This window comes from Nocardioides sp. zg-1228, assembly GCF_017086465.1.
In the GTDB taxonomy this organism is placed as follows: domain Bacteria; phylum Actinomycetota; class Actinomycetes; order Propionibacteriales; family Nocardioidaceae; genus Nocardioides.
Genome location: NZ_CP070961.1, coordinates 413934 through 431479 on the forward strand (window position 1 = coordinate 413934; position 17546 = coordinate 431479).

The 17546-nt window shown below is 73.2% G+C and carries 12 protein-coding genes; 8 read left to right on the plus strand and 4 right to left on the minus strand.

The annotated features are described in order from the left end of the window. Nucleotides 1–44 precede the first annotated feature (44 nt). A complete protein-coding gene (locus JX575_RS01970; protein ID WP_186340022.1) occupies nt 45–272 on the minus strand; it encodes a tautomerase family protein in 228 nt (75 codons plus the stop codon). Nucleotides 273–637: 365 nt separating this feature from the next. Between JX575_RS01970 and JX575_RS01975 the strand changes: the two genes are divergently transcribed. The 3 genes from JX575_RS01975 to JX575_RS01985 all read left to right on the plus strand — a co-directional run bounded on the left by JX575_RS01975 (nt 638) and on the right by JX575_RS01985 (nt 8884). Beyond that, nucleotides 638–6394, plus strand: a complete 5757-nt coding sequence (locus JX575_RS01975; RefSeq protein ID WP_241005410.1) for a ThuA domain-containing protein — start codon at nt 638–640, stop codon at nt 6392–6394. Nucleotides 6395–6554: 160 nt separating this feature from the next. Continuing rightward, the gene (locus tag JX575_RS19760) at nt 6555–8477 is read left to right on the plus strand and encodes a PKD domain-containing protein (protein ID WP_186340024.1); all 1923 of its coding nucleotides are present in this window, start codon (nt 6555–6557) and stop codon (nt 8475–8477) included. After that, nucleotides 8474–8884: a hypothetical protein gene (locus JX575_RS01985; RefSeq protein WP_186340025.1), complete on the plus strand. Its 411-nt coding sequence runs from the start codon at nt 8474–8476 to the stop codon at nt 8882–8884. The genes JX575_RS19760 and JX575_RS01985 overlap by 4 nt, the downstream gene beginning before the upstream one ends. On the opposite strand, the gene JX575_RS01990 is transcribed toward JX575_RS01985, so the two are convergent. Next, nucleotides 8868–9470: a TetR family transcriptional regulator C-terminal domain-containing protein gene (locus JX575_RS01990; protein ID WP_186340026.1), complete on the minus strand. Its 603-nt coding sequence runs from the start codon at nt 9468–9470 to the stop codon at nt 8868–8870. The two genes, JX575_RS01985 and JX575_RS01990, sit on opposite strands and share 17 nt — an antisense overlap. A gap of 66 nt (nt 9471–9536) precedes the next feature. Here JX575_RS01990 and JX575_RS01995 point away from each other — a divergent pair, with 66 nt between their 5' ends. The 3 genes from JX575_RS01995 (at nt 9537) to JX575_RS02005 (ending at nt 12295) form a co-directional block, all read left to right on the plus strand. Continuing rightward, complete coding sequence (locus JX575_RS01995; protein WP_186340027.1) at nt 9537–10556, plus strand: hypothetical protein; 1020 nt, start codon at nt 9537–9539, stop codon at nt 10554–10556. A 3-nt stretch (nt 10557–10559) separates the two neighbouring features. Further along, on the plus strand, nt 10560–10883 hold the full coding sequence (locus JX575_RS02000; protein ID WP_186340028.1) for a hypothetical protein: 324 nt from the start codon (nt 10560–10562) through the stop codon (nt 10881–10883). Between the two features lie 356 nt (nt 10884–11239). After that, nucleotides 11240–12295 (plus strand): aldose epimerase family protein, encoded by a 1056-nt coding sequence (locus tag JX575_RS02005; RefSeq protein WP_206054483.1) that lies wholly within the window; start codon nt 11240–11242, stop codon nt 12293–12295. A 69-nt stretch (nt 12296–12364) separates the two neighbouring features. On the opposite strand, the gene JX575_RS02010 is transcribed toward JX575_RS02005, so the two are convergent. Continuing rightward, nucleotides 12365–13000 (minus strand): exonuclease domain-containing protein, encoded by a 636-nt coding sequence (locus JX575_RS02010; RefSeq protein ID WP_206054484.1) that lies wholly within the window; start codon nt 12998–13000, stop codon nt 12365–12367. Between the two features lie 62 nt (nt 13001–13062). Continuing rightward, on the minus strand, nt 13063–14916 hold the full coding sequence (locus tag JX575_RS02015) for a DUF294 nucleotidyltransferase-like domain-containing protein (RefSeq protein ID WP_186340031.1): 1854 nt from the start codon (nt 14914–14916) through the stop codon (nt 13063–13065). Nucleotides 14917–15072: 156 nt separating this feature from the next. On the opposite strand from JX575_RS02015, the gene JX575_RS02020 reads away from it, so the two are divergent. Then, a complete protein-coding gene (locus JX575_RS02020) occupies nt 15073–17277 on the plus strand; it encodes a carbon starvation CstA family protein (RefSeq protein ID WP_277395311.1) in 2205 nt (734 codons plus the stop codon). Then, nucleotides 17274–17459, plus strand: a complete 186-nt coding sequence (locus tag JX575_RS02025; RefSeq protein ID WP_186340032.1) for a YbdD/YjiX family protein — start codon at nt 17274–17276, stop codon at nt 17457–17459. The genes JX575_RS02020 and JX575_RS02025 overlap by 4 nt, the downstream gene beginning before the upstream one ends. Nucleotides 17460–17546: the final 87 nt, after the last annotated feature.

Genomic DNA, 17546 nt, shown 5'->3' on the forward strand with positions numbered 1-17546 from the left:
CTCGTCGCGTCGTGGGCGTCCTCGAGCGGGAGGCCGGGTGCGGCTCAGCCCCTGTCGTCGAGGGCGGCCACCACCCCGGCTCGCGACTGGTCCTCGCTCGCCAGCACGCCGCCGTTGGCGACGGTGTCGGGGGTGATCTCGCTGAAGACCATGCGGACGTCCTGGCGGCGTGCGCCGAGGATCTCCACCGCGCTGTCGGCGACGGCCTCGGCGAAGGCGCGGCGCTGCTCGACGGTGCGGCCGCGCAGCAGCTCGACGGTGATGTTGGGCATGAGGGTTCCTTCGATCGGGACGCCTGCGAGGGCAGGACGACGGACAGGCGGGTCGGGAATGTGAACAGATGTCAGCATATGGAACTCGGAACGGGGGGCACAACCGTCGTTCCGAGGGGCGGGCGCCGCCCGCCCGCCCGACGCCCGCCCGAGCCCCACGAGGCGCGGTCGTCCACGTACGTGGACAAGTGGTCCAGATCGTCCAGAATCGTGGACCAGTTTCTTGACTCTGTGTGATGACGGTCATACGTTCGGCCCACGAGTGCCGGCGACAGCCACGCCCTCGAGTCATCCGAGCCAAGCCGAGGGATCCCGAGATGAAGCTTCGCCCTTCTCTTCGCGCGCGAGCCTCACGCGTGAAGTCCATGCCCACGTCGTTCGCTCCCGCGGTGGCGCTCGCGGCCGCCCTGGCGGTCGCCGGCGGCGTGGCGCCGCCCGTCTCCGCCGCGCCGGTCGCTGCCGCCGCGCCCGCGGACGACGGCGTCCTCCGGGTGCTGCTCTTCTACAAGACCGGCTACCACGCCTCATGGGACGAGGGCGTCCAGGCCATCCGCGACCTCGCGGCCGACCTGGGCGAGGAGTACGACCAGGAGGTGCAGATCCAGGCGACGGAGGACCCCGCGGCGTTCAACACCGCCAACCTCGCCACCGTCGACACCGTCTCGTTCATGCAGACCGGCGGCGTGCTGTTCAACCTGGAGCAGCGTGCCGCGCTGGAGGAGTACATCCGCGGCGGCGGTGGCTTCACCGGCATGCACTACACCGGCTGGTCGGTGGGTCAGAGCGAGCACGACGTCAACCCGTTCTACCTCCGCCTGGTGGGCGCCATGTCCGAGGGACACCCGGAGGACCCCGGCGTGCGGCCGGGTGACGTCGTCGTCGAGGACGAGGAGCACCCGCTCACCGAGGGCCTGCCGAGCAGGGTCAACCGCCAGGACGAGTGGTACGACTGGACGGTCAACCCGGCGCCGCACGTGCGCACCCTGGTCGAGGCCGACGAGTTCTCCTACGGCATGGGTCGCCAGGGCACCACCCACCCGATCACCTGGTGCCAGGAGATCGACGACGGCCGCTCGTGGTACTCCGGGCTCGGCCACACCGAGACGTCCTACGCCGAGCCCTACATCCGCACGCAGATGAAGCACGGCCTCGCCTACGCCGCGGGCCTGCTCGAGGCCGACTGCTCGCCGCCGGTCAAGGACGAGGAGGGCTCGTGGAGCGGCGTCGTGCCGTGGCCCCTGATGCCCATCAACATGGCGCTGACCACGGACGGCAAGGTGCAGTCCTTCGGCAGCAAGGGCGGCCAGGGCGGCCCGGGCGCGTTCGACTGGACCGGCGACGAGTCGATCTACCAGGGGGGCCAGGTCGAGATCGACATCTGGGACCCGGCCGAGCCGAGGAGCATGGACATGACCCGCGCCGAGCTGCGCGCCGGGATCATCGAGAACGCCACCTACACCGACCTGTTCTGCTCCATGCAGGTGCAGAGCCCTCACACCAAGAAGGTGCTGACCGTCGGGGGCGACGACGGCCTCGGCGAGAACGCGCCCAACGACGCGTCGATGGGCGTCACCAGCTACGACACCAACAACGGCCTGCAGAACGAGGCCCCGATGCACTACGCCCGGTGGTACCCCACCGGCACGACCATGCCCGACGGCTCCGTCGTCGTCCAGGGCGGCAGCCTGAGCGGCGGCCCCGGCGGTCCGGGTGTCCTGACCCCCGAGGTCTACACCCCCGACGAGGGCGCCAGCTGGAGGCTGCTGACCGGCGCCAAGAGCGAGGCGGCCTACGGCAGGCACCAGAACCGCTGGTGGTACCCCCGGGCCTTCGTGACCCCCGGCAAGGGCACGCTGTTCAACATCACCGGCACCCAGATGTACGAGCTCGACCCCGACGGCAATGACGGCACCGGCGAGCTGACGCTGATCAGCGAGCTCCCGGCGAACATCGCCAACCAGGGCGCCCAGGGCAACCCCGTCGGCGCCACGTCGACGGCCGCGATGTACCGACCCGGCAAGATCCTGCAGGTCGGTGGCGGCTGGTGGGCCAACGGCGGCGGCCCCGACGGGGCCCGTGCCGGCTTCACCGTCGACCTGACCACTCCCGGCGGCACCGCCAGCCCGGTCATCGAGCCGACCGAGCCGATGAAGTACCAGCGGCACTGGGCCAACTCGACGATCCTGCCCGACGGCGACGTCCTGGTCACCGGCGGCAGCCGCCAGAACGCCGAGAACGGCGGCTACGTCACCAACGCCGAGATCTGGAACCCCGACACCGGGAAGTGGACCACGATCGAGGTGCCCTACGAGCACGCGCGGCTCTACCACTCCGCGGCGCTGCTCCTTCCTGACGGCCGCGTCATGATCGGTGGCGGTGGCGCCCCGGGTCCGCGCAACTACACGGACGTGGAGTACTACTCCCCGGCCTACCTGTTCGACGGCGACGAGCTCGCCGAGCGCCCGGAGATCACCGAGGCCCCCCAGGAGATCGGCTACGACGGCACGTTCCAGATCGAGGCGTCCACGCCGGTCTCGCGGGTGACCCTGGTCCGCAACGGGTCGGTGACCCACAGCTTCAACAACGACCAGAACTTCCAGGACCTCGACTTCGTCCAGGGCCCCGACGGGATCACCGTCACCTCGCCCGTGGACGCCACCTACGCCCCTCCGGGCGCCTACATGCTGTTCGTCTTCGACGAGGACGGCACCCCGTCGGTCGCCTCGATCCTCGACATCGACCCCACGGTCACGATGGACCAGCGCACCCCGCAGGTCGTCGAGATGTTCGAGTACCCCCGCTTCCCGGGCAACGCCGGCGCGATCGCCGACATCGCCCCCGACAGCGGCCGGATGGCTCCGTGGAACGTCGACAGCCAGGTCCAGCTGGTTCCCGCCCAGCACGCCAGCCAGGGCGCGCTCGGCAAGGTGGGCTACAGCCTGGCCCTCGGCCAGTCGGGCGCGCTGTCGCGGGTCGTCCCGGGTCTCGACCCGGGCCGCGACTACCGCATCCACCTGCGCTACGCCCGCGACAGCAGGTCTGCCGCACCGGCCGGTCCCGCCAACGCGCGGGTGGCCATCGGCTCGCTCGACCACACGCTGACGGCCGGCACCGACCTGCCCTCGCAGGGCAACGGGCAGGAGGTCGTCTACGGCACCTGGGTGAGCAGCTTCACCGCGAGCAGGCGCAACGAGACGCTCCGCCTCGAGGCGGGTGACGGCGACGCCGGGATGATGATCGACAACCTCGTCATCACCGCGGTCGACCCCGGCACCGGTGACGTCGCGGTCCACTACGAGTTCGAGGAGCAGGAGGGTCGCACGGCGGCCAACACCGGCACCGACAGGTCCGTCGGGTCGGCCGAGCTGACCGGCGAGACCGGGTGGGCGGCCGACGGCGTCATCGGTGGCGCCCTCGACCTGCCGGGCGGTCCCAACGCCAACACCGCCGACCTGCCCGACAACCTGCTGCGAGGTGCGGACGACTTCACCACCTCGTTCTGGGTGCGCCCCGACACGATGGGCGACTGGATCAACCTGTTCCACATCGGTGACGGGCTCGGCGACGCCGGCAGCTTCTTCCAGATCCAGATGCGCACCAGCGGCGGCGACCGTGGCCTGGCGGCCACCTTCAAGGCCAAGGGCTCGAACCTCCAGGAGCGCGTCCAGGCGCCCGACGAGGTCGACGTGGTGCAGGGACAGTGGAACCACGTCGTCTTCACCCGCAAGGGCGCGACGGGCACGCTCTACCTCAACGGCGAGGTCATCGCCGCGGAGGACGACCTCACCATCGACATGGGCGACGTCGGGCCCACGGCCAACAACTGGCTGGGGCGCAACGGCTACGTCGACGACCCGTCGTTCGACGGGCTGATGGACGACGTGCGGCTCTACGAGTCCACGCTGACCCAGGCCGACGTCACGTCGCTCCACGAGGAGGGCACCGCCCTCGAGACCACGACCACGCTCACGGTCACGCCCGAGTCGCCCTCCCCGTTCAACGAGCCGCTCACGGTCTCCGCGACGGTGACCGACGAGGTCCCGGGCGACCCCGAGGGCGAGGCCGAGCTCTGGGTCGACGGTGGCCGGATCGGCGTGCCGGTCGACGTCGTCGACGGTGCGGTGGCGTTCTTGCCCCTCACGCTGGGGCAGGGACAGCACGAGATCGAGGTGCGCTTCGTGGCCGGGGAGGGCTGGCGCGACTCGCAGGCCTCCACCACCCACATCGTGTCCCGGCCGCCGCCGTCCGCGGGGATCCCCGTCCACTACAGGTTCGACGAGGGACAGGGCACGTCCGTGCACAACTCCGGGATCGACGCGTCCGTCGGAGCGGCGACGCTCGTGCAGGGTGCTGGCTGGGGGACCGGGCAGTGCGCCGGTGCGGTGTCGCTCAACGGCACCGGTCACGTCAACCTGCCCAACAACATCACGGCCGGCATGGATGCGGAGTTCTCGTTGTCCACGTGGATCCGACCCACCGACCTGCCCGACTGGACCACCCACGTCCAGATCGGCAAGAGCACCCAGGAGTACCTGCTGATCCAGTCCTCGACCTTCGGTGGCGACCGCGGGTTCGCGGCCACGCTGCGCGTCGACAACGGGACCGACCACCGCATCCAGCTGCCCGGTGAGGGGGATCTTCCCCTCAACGAGTGGACGCACGTGGTGGTCACCCTCGGGCCCTCCGCGGACGGACCCGGCACGGTCGGACGGATCTACTTCGACGGCGAGCTGATGGCGCAGAACACCATCCCGGTGGACATGGGTGACGTCGGGGAGGATGGCACGACCGCCAACTTCATCGGCAACACCAGCTATCCCGACCCGAAGCCGACCGAGCTGGTCGACGACTTCCGGATCTACGGCTACGAGCTCGACGCCGACCAGGTCGCCGAGGTCGCCACCTGCCCGCCGCCCAACCGGGCGCCGGTCGGTGGCGCGGACGCCTACGGCACCGACGAGGGCACCCCCCTCACCGTCGCCGCGCCCGGCGTGCTGGGCAACGACACCGACGCGGACGAGGACAGCCTCATCGCGACGGGTCTCACCCAGCCGACCGACGGCACGGTGGTGCTGGGCGCCGACGGGTCGTTCACCTACACCCCGCGGGCCGGGTTCTCGGGCACCGACACCTTCACCTATCGGGTCAGTGACCGGATCGCGTCGTCGTCGGCGGCGACGACGGTGACCATCACGGTGCGGAAGGCCGAGGTGCCGCCGGTCAACAGGGCTCCGGTCGGGCAACCCGACGCGTTCAACGCGGTCGAGGGCGCACCGCTGGTGCTCCCGGCGCCCGGCGTGCTGGGCAACGACACCGACGCCGACGGCGACAGCCTGAGCGCGACGGGTCTCACCCAGCCGGCCAACGGCACGGTGGTGCTGGGTGCCGACGGGTCGTTCACCTACACCCCGCGGGCCGCGTACTCCGGCACCGACCTCTTCACCTACCGGGCCAGCGACGGCACCGCCACCTCGGCGGCGACGACGGTGACCATCACGGTGAAGAAGGCGGCGGGCGGCGGACCGGGCCAGCCCGGTGACGGTCCGGCCACCACGGCGGTCGCGGGTGCGGCGCTGCCGGTGACCTACGGCGCAAGCGGCTCGGTGTCGGTCACGGTCTCTCCGGAGACCGCGTCCGGGACGGTCGAGCTGCGCAAGGACGGAGCCCTGGTCGCGACCGCTGCGGTCGCGGGTGGTCGTGGCACCGTGGTGCTGCCGCCGCGGTCCCTGCCGGTCGGCCAGCACGTGCTGACGCTGCGCTACGCCGGCAACGCCAGCCACCGTGCGTCGTCCGCGGACGTCACCGTCGTCGTCGACCCCGGGCCGACCCGCAAGGCGAGGTCGCGGACCGTCGTGACGATCAAGCCCGAGGTGCTCACCTGGAAGCGCGACTTCAGGGTGGTCGCCAAGGTCGCGTCGCTGCGGGGCGTGCCGGCGAGGGGCAAGGTGCAGATCCGCATCGACGGACGCCTGGTCACGGTGGCCAGGCTCGACAAGAAGGGTCGCTACGTCCTCAAGGTCGAGCGCAACCTCAAGGTCGGCAGGCACTGGGTGTCGGTCACCTACCGGGGCAACGCGAGCACCTCGGGGAGCCAGGTCCGGGAGTGGTTCTGGGTCCGCTGACCTGAGCCGCACCCGGTGCGAGACGCGAACGGCCCCCGCGGGACTCCGCGGGGGCCGTTCCGTCACCGGGCGTCCACAAGTGTGGACCCACTCAAGGATCCGTTCACATGGTAGGACGAGGTTCTTGACCGTGTGCCACGCGTCGCCCTAGCGTCGTGTGATGCTCACCTCACGTCGGGCCCTGCGGGCCGCTGTGACGACTGCCGTGACCGCCGTTCTCGTGCTCTCCGGCCTCGTGGCGGCCGGCGCGCTCCCGGGCTCGCCCGCGCCGGCTGCCGGCCAGGCGGCGCGCACCTGGGTCGTGGACGCGGTCGACGACGCCGACGGCAACAGCTGGCGCTCACGCGACACCGGCACGTCGCGGGTCACGATCGCGGTCGGCGACACGGTCGAGTGGCGCTTCGAGTGGCCGACGGCCCGCCAGGAGCACGACCTCACGTCGGTGGACACGCCCGCCGGCACCTGGGTGCCCCCGGTGCAGGAGTACCGCACGCCCGACGACCCGGACGGCCCGGTCCGGCACACGTTCACCGCGCCCGGCACCTACTCCTACACCTGCTCCATCCACGGCACGATGATGACCGGCACGGTCGTGGTGACCGAGTCCGGGGAGCCCGGGGGCGAGGCGCCGACGGTCGACGCGAGCGCGACCCCGACGACCGGGCCGGCGCCGCTCGACGTCGCCTTCAGCGGCTCGGCCCAGCACGCCGGCGACGGCGAGCTGACCTACGTGTGGGACTTCGGGGACGGCGTGACCGGCGCCGGGGCCGAGCACCAGCACTCCTACGCCTCGCCCGGGCGCTACACCGCGACGCTCGCCGCCACCGACGCCGACGGAGTCACCGGGACCGACACCGTCGACATCACCGTGACCGACGCCCACGCCCACCACGAGCTGCCGCACGTCTCCGCGACGGCGACGCCGGCCTCGGGGACGGCGCCTCTCGCGGTGGCGTTCTCCGCCGAGGTGAGCACCAGCGGGCCGTTCCGGGCATTCGCCCACGGGCTCACGGCCTACCCCGAGCTCACCGGCACCGCCACGATGGTGCGCCGGCGCGGTGCCACCCACGCCTCCCTCGACGTGAGCGGACTCAAGGCCCGCGCCATGCACATGGTGCACGTGCACGAGGAGGCCTGCTCGTCCAACAACGCCGGCGCACACTTCCGGTTCGACGAGGCGCTGCCGTTCGAGGAGGCCAACGAGATCTGGCTTCCCTTCACCTCCGACGCCCACGGACGCAGCGGGCTGGTCGAGGTCGTCCAGCCCCAGCGAGCCGACGAGCAGGCGGTCTCGGTCGTCATCCACGACCCCGACAACCCCGCGCTCCGCATCGGCTGCGTCGACCTGGCGCCCAGCGTCGCCGGACTCACCTACGCCTGGGACTTCGGCGACGGCAGCACCGGCCGCGGCACCGACCCGCACCACGTCTACGCCGCCAGCGGCACCCACACCGCGAAGCTGACGGTCGCCGACGGTCACGGCAACACCGACATCGCGACCGTGGCCGTGGCCGTGGCCGCGCCCCCCGGGCCGACCCCGGTCGACACCGCGGCCCCCGACACCGCCGTGAGCGGCGGGCCCGAGGGCGTGGTCCGTGCCCGGCGGGCGACCTTCACGCTGACCAGCACCGAGGCCGGCAGCACCTTCACGTGCAGCCTCGACGGCGCCGCGTGGCAGGCCTGCCCCGCGACGGCGCGCTTCGCCGGCCTCGACCAGGGCCGGCACCGGCTGCTGGTGCGGGCGAGCGACGCGGCCGGCAACGCCGACGCCACCCCGGCCTCGCACGAGTGGGCCGTCGACCGCACCGCCCCGGTCGTCCGCGCCGTGCGGCCGTCGGTGACCACCGACCGCACCCCCACGCTGCGGGCCAGGGTCCGCGACGCCCACTCGTCCGTACGACGCGTCGTGCTGCAGGTCGACGGCGCCCGGGTCGCGCCGGTGCGCCACGTCGCCCGGCGCGGGCAGGTGCGGTGGACGCCGCGCCGCCCGCTCGCCCTCGGCCGGCACACCGCGCGACTCGTCGTCGTGGACGCCGCCGGCAACCGGCAGGCCGCGACCTGGACGTTCCGCGTCCGCCGATGAGGCGCGGCATCCCCGCGGACGCCGATCTCCAGTACGTTCGAGGTGGCGAGGTCGCGACGCGGCTCGACGATGGTGAGGGGACGCTGATGGTGCGGCTCGGACTGGCACTGGTCACCGTGCTCGCGGTGGCCGGGTGCGGCGCCGACGAGCTGTCGATGACCGAGGCGTGCGCGGAGGTGCGCGAGCCCGTGGAGGACGCGATGACCGCGGGTGACGTGGGGCGGGCCGCCAGCGTGCTCCGCGACGTCGCCGAGCGCGGCGACGCGGAGGTCGAGCGGGTCTTCGGCGACGCTGCCGACGCCGCCGACCACGTCGCGGAGCACGGCAACGAGGACGGCGCCCCCGCGTGGGTCACCGTGGCCTTCGGACACCTCGACGAGGCGTGCGGGGTCAACCCGGGGGACTGACCGCCCGCTGGGCGAGCGCCTCGAGGTGCAGGTCCAGCACCGCCTGCATCCCCGACACGGAGGCGGCGTCGGGTCGCAGCGCGGCGTGCACCGCGAGCCCGTCGACGAGCGCGAAGAGCCTCTCGGCCTCGAGGTCGACGACCTCCGGCGAGGCGTCCGACAGCAGTGCGCCCGCCCACCGGTGGCACGCCGCCCGCAGCCGGTCGAAGGCGTCGTCGCGCAGCGCCCGCAGGTCGTCGTCGACCATCGCCCTGACCGAGAACGCCAGCCACACCTCGTTCTCGACCGCCCGCTCCGGATCGAGCGGCAACAGCTGGGCCAGCGCGGTCTTCGCGGCCGCGAGGCGGTCGTCGGGCAGGGCGAGCGCGGCGACGCGGGCCTCCAGCCGCTCGATGACCAGGTGCATCGCGAACCGCAGGAGGTCGGACTGGCTGGCGAAGTAGTGGCGCAGTGACCCGGTCGACAGCCCGGCCTCGCGCGCCACGTTGCGGACCGAGGCCTGCTCCACCCCCTCGTCGCGGACGACCCGCCACACCGCCGCGGCGAGCTGGCGGCGGCGCTCCTCACGATCGACGGCTCGGGGCACGGCTCTGTGTATCACACCTGTGCTAGCGTGCGTTCTATCACAGTCGTAATAGAACGGGGGTCGGCGATGAGTCTCGACACGAGACCTGACACCAGGACGGCCGCGCCGCGGGGGCGTCGGGCACTGGCGACGGTGGTCGCCCTGTGGCTCGCGGCCAACGCGTACGTCTGGCTCGCCGCGCCGGGGTCGCTGCCGTTCGACTGGCCCGCGCGCGCCGGGCTGAGCACCGGCGACGTCCTCCTCGAGACCAACGTGGGCCTGCTCCAGGTGCTGGTGCTGATGCTCGTGGTGAGGTGGCTGACCCGCCGTCGCACCGACCCCGGGGTCGCCGCGCGCGCGCCGGAGCGCAGGCAGGCGTGGCGGGAGACCCTCGGCCTGCTCGGCTACGGCGCGTGCGGGCTGGCGGGGGGCCACCTCCTGGCGAGCGCGATGGGGTGGAGCCCGTTCGGGCTGCACCTCGCGGGGACCCTGTTCGGCACGCACGCGCACGTGGAGCCGCTCGAGGCGCTGGCGTGGGCGGCCTACAACCTCGTGGTCTACGCGATCATCCCGCTCGCCTGGTTCGGCCGGCGCTACAGCGCCACCTCGCTCGGCCTGAGGTCGTCGGACCGTCGCAACGACCTGCTCGTGGTGGCCGTCGTCCTCGCCCTCGAGACCTGCTCCCAGGTCCTCGTGCTCCGGCCGGACAGCCTCGACCTCCCGGCGGGCGTCCTGGTGCGGGGAGCCGCCCTGACGTTCGTGCTCTACCTGCTCGGCACCGGGCTGCCGGCGATGGTGTTCCTCTACGCGATCCTGGTCCCGCGTTTCCTCCGCCTCACCGGGTCGGTGACCGCGACGGTGCTGTGCGGCGGCCTCACCTATGCGGCGCTGCACGTGTGGGACGCCTGGGCGGTCCTGGACTCGCCGCGGTCCGCCCTGCTCTCCCTGGTCTTCGTGGTGCTCACCTACCTGGCGCCCGGGATGTTCAAGACCTACCTCACGGTGCGCACCGGCAACGCGTGGGTCCACCTGTGGGCCTACCACGCGTTCGCCCCGCACACGCTGGTCGACACCCCCCACGTCGTGCATGTCTTCCGGCTGTCCTGATCGGTGCGCCGGCTCCCTCCGACGCACCAGGGCTGGCCGCAGTGGGCCTCGCGGGTGCACGCCGAGCTCGAGGTGGCGTCGATGATGTCGCTGTCCGTCTACTCCGACGACGTCGCGGTCGGCCAGGCGATCGCCGCCCACCTGGCGCTGGTGACCGAGGCCGAGCGCCAGATCGACCAGCTCGGCCTCGGGATGCACGACCGGCTCGTCATCGGGCAGGCCCTGGGGGTCCTGATGGAGCGGCTCGACGTCGCCGCCGACCAGAAGGTCGTCGACCCGGCGGCCGGCATCACCCGCACCCGCAGGCTGGTCGACCTCGAGTCGTAGCGGGGGTGGACTCGCCGTTCGGTCGGCTGGTGGGCACCGACGGCCAGGGTCCGCGCCGGACGCCGCGGTGGGCGGCCGGTGCAGGGGAGCATAGGGGCCGCGCGCCGCGCTGTCCGGCGAACCGGCAAACTGTCGCGATCCTCCGGCGCGGCGCGCGGTCTGCCGTGCCCGGTTCCCGCCAGCCCCCCGGCCCGGCGGGGTCCCGGATCCAGCCCCCCATGCGGGCACGACCGTACGTCGCGACGGCGCGTGCCGCCGGGCTTTGCCCACAATCCACCCCCAGGGGGGGACTTCCGGACTGCGGGACCGGCGGGGCGCGCCCCTGGAGCCGGGGCGCGATGCCCGAGGATGGGGGCGTGAGCGACGACACGCACGACCGGGTGTTCGGCCGGATGCCCGACGGGCGCGAGGTGCGCCTGTTGACGATCGGGGCCGCGCCGGGGCCCGTGGTGGAGGTGCTCACCCTGGGTGCCACGGTCCACCGGCTGGTGGTCGGGTGCGGCGACGGCGAGCGGCGCAACGTCGTGCTCGGCCATCCCGACGTCGAGGAGCGGCTCGCGAGCAGCGACTACGTGGGGGGCACCATCGGTCGCTACGCCAACCGGATCGCCGCGGGCAGGTTCGTGCTCGACGGCCGCGAGGTCGAGGTGCGCACGCACGACCGCGGCAACAGCCTGCACGGCGGCCCCGACGGGTTCGACGTACGCCTGTGGGACGTCGAGTCGCACGACACCCACGAGGCGGTGCTCACGCTGGTGAGCCCCGACGGCGACCAGGGCTTCCCCGGGGAGGTGTCGGTGCGGGTGCGCTACCGCGTCGAGGGCGACGCGGTGCGGGTGGCGATGCACGCGACGACCGACGCCCCCACCGTCGTCAACCTGACCAACCACGCCTACGTCAACCTCGACGGCGAGGGGGCGGGGACGATCGACGGCCACGAGCTGACGGTGGAGGCCGACGCCTACACGCCGGTGGACGACAGCGGGATCCCGCTCGGCGACCACGCCCCGGTGGCCGGCACCCCGTTCGACCTGCGCCGCCCGGCGGTGCTCGGGCCGGTGCTGCGGGCCGAGCACCCCCAGATGGTCGCGACCCGCGGCCTCGACCACAACTACGTCGTGCGCGGCACCGGGCTGCGCCGGGCCGCGGTGCTCACCTCCCCGGCGACCGGCACGAGCGTCGAGGTGTGGACCGACCAGCCCGGCGTGCAGGTCTACACCGGCAACGTCCTCGACGGCACCCGCCGCTCGACCCGCGGCGGCCGCTACCGCCAGGGCGACGGCGTCGCGCTCGAGCCGCAGCTGTTCCCCGACTCGCCCAACCGGCCCGAGTGGCCGTCTGCCGTGCTGCGGCCGGGGGAGACCTACCGCGCGACGCTCGAGTGGCGCTTCGCGCCCGGCGCCTCCGCCTGAGCGCGCGGGATCGCGGACGAGCTGGTGCCGGTCGCGGAGCCGTCGGTCGCCGGCTGAGGCCCGGGACCGCTACCCGGACCGCTTCGGCTGCAGGTCGCGCAGCAGCACCTCGCGGCCCAGCCGCTGCTCGAGCTCGGCGACCTGCGCGAGGAGCAGCTCGGCCGCGGCGATCGCGTCGGTCAGGGCGTCGTGGGCGGCGTAGCGGGGGAGCCCGTAGGTGCGGCGGGCCGCGTCGAGCCGCAACGAGCCCTGCACCTCCCCGTGCACGTCGGCACGCAGCCGGTGCTCGAGGGCGAGGGTGTCCACCACGGTCAGCGGTGCCCGGGCGCCGTACGCCGCCAGCGTGGCCGCGGCGACGAACCCCACCTCGATCGGCGCGTGGTGGGCGAGCAGCACCCGGCCGTGCAGGTCGGCGAGCAGCTGCGGCAGGACGTCAGCCACCGCGGGGGCGTCGGCGAGCCCGTCGTCGGTCAGGCGGTGCCACGTGGCCGAGGCACCCACGCCCACGCCGTCGGGAGGACGTACGCGGTGCTCGCGCGCGTCGGCGAGCCGTACGCGTCCGCCCGCCAGGGGCACCCACCCGAGCGAGAGCAGGTGGTCGGTGCGCGGGTCGAGGCCGGTCGTCTCGACGTCCAGCGCGAGGAGCTCGAGCCGCGACACCGGCGTCGCGGCAGGTGGGGCGGGCGCCGCCGCGAGCTCGCGCACCGGGCCCGGCGGATAGCGATCCGGCCCGCGCGGGCGGCGGGTCAGGAGGGGACGGAGCGCCCTCACTCGAACCCCGGCGGCAGGCGGCTGGACAGGGTCTGCTGCGCGGACCGGACGATCTCGAAGGCGTCGCGCAGGTGGCGGCGCTGCCACTGCGTCAGGTCGGCGGGGCGCACGTTGTTGTCGGGCGTCTCGCCGGCCGCCACCTGCGCCGCCTGATGGTGCAGGCGCAGGTGGCTCATCAGCTCGAGCGCGTCGGCGAGCTCGGTCGCGGCGTCCCGGTCGAGGACGCCCCCCGCGACCGCGGCCTCGAGCCGGCGTCGCGTCGTGAGGGCGGGCGACCCCGCGCGGAGGGCATGGATGCGGGCCAGCTGCACGACCGCGGCGATGGGGCGCTTGATGTCGAGGGTGTCGCGGTGCTCGCCGTGGCGCTCCAGCACGAGTCCGCGGAAGAAGCCGAGCGGTGGGCGCATCGACAGCGCCTGCCGCGACAGGTGGCCGAGCAGGCGTGGGGAGGCGGTCCGCACCGACGCGCGGTGCACCTGCTCGGCGAGCCGCCGCTCGCCCGCGAGGTGGCGCATGTCGTGGAAGATCGCCGCGCGCAGCACGGCGTCGGGGTGCGGCTCGCGCGACCACCGGGTGAACTGGTCCTGCCACTGCGCGACGCTCAGCCGCCACTGGGGGTTGGTGGCCATCACCTCGCCCGGGCAGCGCGGCCAGCCGCACTCCTCGAGCGCAGCGGTGACCCGCGCGGCGAGCTCGGCGAACCAGGCGGCGCCGGCGTCGTCCGGCTCGTGGGCGAGCACGATCGCGTGGTCCTGGTCGGCGGTGAACCCCTCCTCGTCGCGGGCGGCCGAGCCGAGCACGACCCAGCTGTAGGGCACCGGCGGCGGCCCCAGCTCGTCCTCGACCAGCGCGAGCACCCGGCGTCGGACGGCGTCGCCGAGGGCGGTCGCGACGCGGCCGACGTCCGCGGCGGTGACGTCGCGCTCCACGAGCCGGCCGAGCACGGCGCGGATGCCGGGCGCCTCGGCGACGACGCCGGCGAGCGTCGTCTGCCCGCCGATCGCCGCGGCCAGGTGGACGGGGTCGGCGTTCTCGAGCCGGACCAGGTCGGTGGTGGTCACCAGGCCGATCGGCCGTCCGGCGTCGTCGGTGAGCGGGAGGTGGTGGATGTCGCGGGCGACCATCTCCAGCAGCGCCTCGAACGCCGGCGCGTCGGGGGACAGCGTGGCCGGGTCGGGGGTCATCACCGCGCGCACCGGCGTGTGCGGCGGCACGTCGGCGGCGAGCACGCGGTTGCGCAGGTCGCGGTCGGTCACGATGCCGAGCAGCTCGTCGTCCTCGACGACCAGGACGCTGGAGACCCCGGCGCGCGACATGGTGACCGCGGCGTCGCGCACCTGCGTGCCGGGAGCCGTGGTCACCGCGGGCCGGGTGACAAGGTCGCCGACGCGGGTGCCCAGCGCGGTGCTGCCCGACGTCGCCCGCCGGAGGTTGCGGATCGCCCGCGTGAGCCGCGTGTGGTGGGTGGCGGCGTAGAAGGCGGCGACGTCGGGGTGCGCGCGGCACAGCTCGTCGAACGCCGCCGGCTCCAGGACCAGCAGCAGCGTGTCCTCGACGGCGGTGCAGCGGTGGCGCGTGGGCCGGTGCTCGAGCAGCGAGCTCATCCCGAACGCCTCGCCGGTGCCGATCCGGTCGACCAGCCCGCCGGCCTCGTCGCACACCTCCACGGCGCCCGAGCGCACGACGTAGAGGCCCTCGCCCGGCTCGCCGACGTCGAGGACGACGGTGCCGCGCCTGGCGTAGCGCGCGGTGCACCGGCGGGGGAGACCGGCCAGGTCGCCCGGGGGCAGCCCGTCGAAGGGCGCGTGGCCCGCGAGGAAGTCGCGGACCTCGGCGAGCTCGACCTCCATGGCGCCCATCGTGGCACCGATCCGTCGTGAGGTGGTCCGATCGGCGGGGTGGGTTCGCCGTGGCGGACACCTTGCGGTGGGGTCGGCCGGCGGGGTAGTCATTCGGGGGAAGGCTCGCGGCCCGCCGGGGCGCGCCTGAGCACGGAGGAGTCGCGCATGGCCACGCAGTCGACCAGCACGCCCCGATCGCCGTCACCGCCGAGCGGTCGGTCCCGGATGAGCGCGAAGGCCATCGTGGTGTGGGGCGCGGTCGCCGTCGTCGGCGCCGTCTGCTGGAGCGTCCTGGCGCTCTCCCGCGGCGAGGAGGTCTCGGCCCTCTGGATCCTCTTCGCAGCCCTGTCCTCCTACGCGATCGCCTACCGCTTCTACTCCCGCTTCATCGCCTACCGGGTGCTGGGCGTCGACGACACCCGGGCCACCCCGGCCGAGCGGCACGACAACGGCCGCGACTTCGACGTCACCGACCGGCACGTGCTGTTCGGCCACCACTTCGCCGCCATCGCCGGGGCCGGCCCGCTGGTCGGCCCGGTCCTCGCCGCCCAGATGGGCTACCTGCCCGGCACGATCTGGATCATCGTCGGGGTCATCTTCGCCGGGGCGGTGCAGGACATGGTCGTCCTCTTCTTCTCGATGCGCCGCGACGGCAAGAGCCTGGGCCAGATGGTGCGCGAGGAGATCGGCCTGGTCGGCGGCATCGCCGCGCTGATCGCGGTCTTCGCGATCATGATCATCATCCTGGCGGTGCTCGCGCTGGTGGTCGTCAACGCGCTGGCCGAGTCGCCGTGGGGCGTGTTCTCGATCGGGCTGACGATCCCGATCGCGCTGTTCATGGGCTACTACCTGCGCGTGCTGCGCCCGGGACGGGTCTCGGAGGTCACGGCGATCGGGGTCGCCCTGCTGCTCCTCGCGATCATCGGCGGCGGCTACGTCGAGCAGATGGGCCTCGAGGAGGCGCTGACGCTGTCGAAGGAGCAGCTGACGATCGGCCTGGTGGTCTACGGCTTCGTCGCCTCGATCCTCCCGGTCTGGATGCTGCTCACGCCTCGCGACTACCTGTCGACCTTCATGAAGATCGGCGTGATCGTGCTGCTCGCCATCGGCCTGGTGCTCGCCGCGCCGGTGCTGCAGCAGGAGGCGGTGACCGACTTCGCCGTCGACGGCGACGGGCCGGTGTTCGCGGGCAAGCTGTTCCCGTTCGTGTTCATCACCATCGCGTGCGGCGCCCTGTCGGGCTTCCATGCCCTCATCTCGTCGGGCACCACGCCCAAGATGGTGGCCAAGGAGAGCCAGGTCCGGATGATCGGCTACGGCGGGATGCTGATGGAGTCGTTCGTCGCGATCAGCGCCCTCATCGCCGCCTGCGTGATCGACCCCGGTCTCTACTTCGCGATGAACAGCCCGGCCGGCGCCACCGGGGCCGACCCGGCCACCGCCGCGGAGTTCGTCTCGGGTCTCGGCTTCAGCATCACCCCCGACCAGCTCACCGCGGCTGCCGCGGCGGTGGAGGAGCAGACGCTCATCTCCCGCACCGGCGGCGCACCGACGCTCGCGCTCGGCATCTCGCAGATCTTCACCGAGGCGTTCGGCGGCGGGCTCGCCGCCTTCTGGTACCACTTCGCGATCATGTTCGAGGCGCTCTTCATCCTGACCGCGGTCGACGCCGGCACGCGGGTCGGGCGCTTCATGCTCCAGGACACCGTCGGCAACCTGTGGCCGCGCTACGCCGACCTCTCCTGGAAGCCCGCCGCGTGGTCGGCGAGCGCGGTGGTGGTCGGGCTGTGGGGCTACATGCTCTACGTCGGGGTGACCGACCCGCTCGGCGGCATCAACCAGCTGTTCCCGCTCTTCGGCATCGCCAACCAGCTGCTGGCGGCCATCGCGCTGACGCTGTGCGTGACGTTGCTGATCAAGCACGGCAAGGTGAAGTGGGCCTGGGTGCCGGGGATCGGTCTGGCGTGGGACCTGGTCACGACGATGACCGCCAGCTACCAGAAGGTGTTCTCCGACAACCCGGCCATCGGCTACTTCACCCAGCGCGAGCGCTACGCGGACGCCCTCGACGCCGGCGAGCTGCTCGCCCCCGCGACCGACGTCGACCAGATGGAGCAGGTGGTCTTCAACTCCACGGTCAACGGCACGCTGCAGGCGCTCTTCGCGCTCCTGGTGATCGTGGTGGTCCTCAACGCCTTCGTCATCTGGGCCAAGGCGGTGCGCTCCGGCGGCCTGCCCACCACGGAGGTGCCGTGGCACGAGTCCCACCTGGTCCAGCCCTCCGACTTCATCGCCACCGCCGAGGAGAAGGAGGCGGTGCGCGAGTGGGAGGCCACCGGCCGCGGCGCCGAGGCGGGGAGCCACCGGTGACCCGGGTGGCGGAGGCGGCGCGCACGCTGCGGCGCTACGTCCGCGAGCTCACCGGGGAGGCCCGGTGGGACGACTACGTCGCGGAGTGCGCGGCCTTCGGCGAGCCGCCGATGTCGCGGCGCGAGTTCGAGCGGCGCCGCGACCACGAGCGCGAGCACCAGGCGGGCGGACGCTGCTGCTGAGCCCCGCGTCCGGTGCGCCGGCGTCCCACACCTGGGTCTGAGCCGGTCGGGACCTGCCGCTCCCGGGGCGGCACCTGGGGTGGAGGC

Bases quoted from the DNA above. Each gene is read 5' to 3' on its own strand.
- JX575_RS01970 (WP_186340022.1), bottom strand. From the start codon at position 272: ATGCCCAACATCACCGTCGAGCTGCTGCGCGGCCGCACCGTCGAGCAG.
- JX575_RS01975 (WP_241005410.1), top strand. From the start codon at position 638: ATGCCCACGTCGTTCGCTCCCGCGGTGGCGCTCGCGGCCGCCCTGGCG.
- JX575_RS19760 (WP_186340024.1), top strand. From the start codon at position 6,555: ATGCTCACCTCACGTCGGGCCCTGCGGGCCGCTGTGACGACTGCCGTG.
- JX575_RS01985 (WP_186340025.1), top strand. From the start codon at position 8,474: ATGAGGCGCGGCATCCCCGCGGACGCCGATCTCCAGTACGTTCGAGGT.
- JX575_RS01995 (WP_186340027.1), top strand. From the start codon at position 9,537: ATGAGTCTCGACACGAGACCTGACACCAGGACGGCCGCGCCGCGGGGG.
- JX575_RS02015 (WP_186340031.1), bottom strand. From the start codon at position 14,916: ATGGAGGTCGAGCTCGCCGAGGTCCGCGACTTCCTCGCGGGCCACGCG.
- JX575_RS02020 (WP_277395311.1), top strand. From the start codon at position 15,073: ATGGCCACGCAGTCGACCAGCACGCCCCGATCGCCGTCACCGCCGAGC.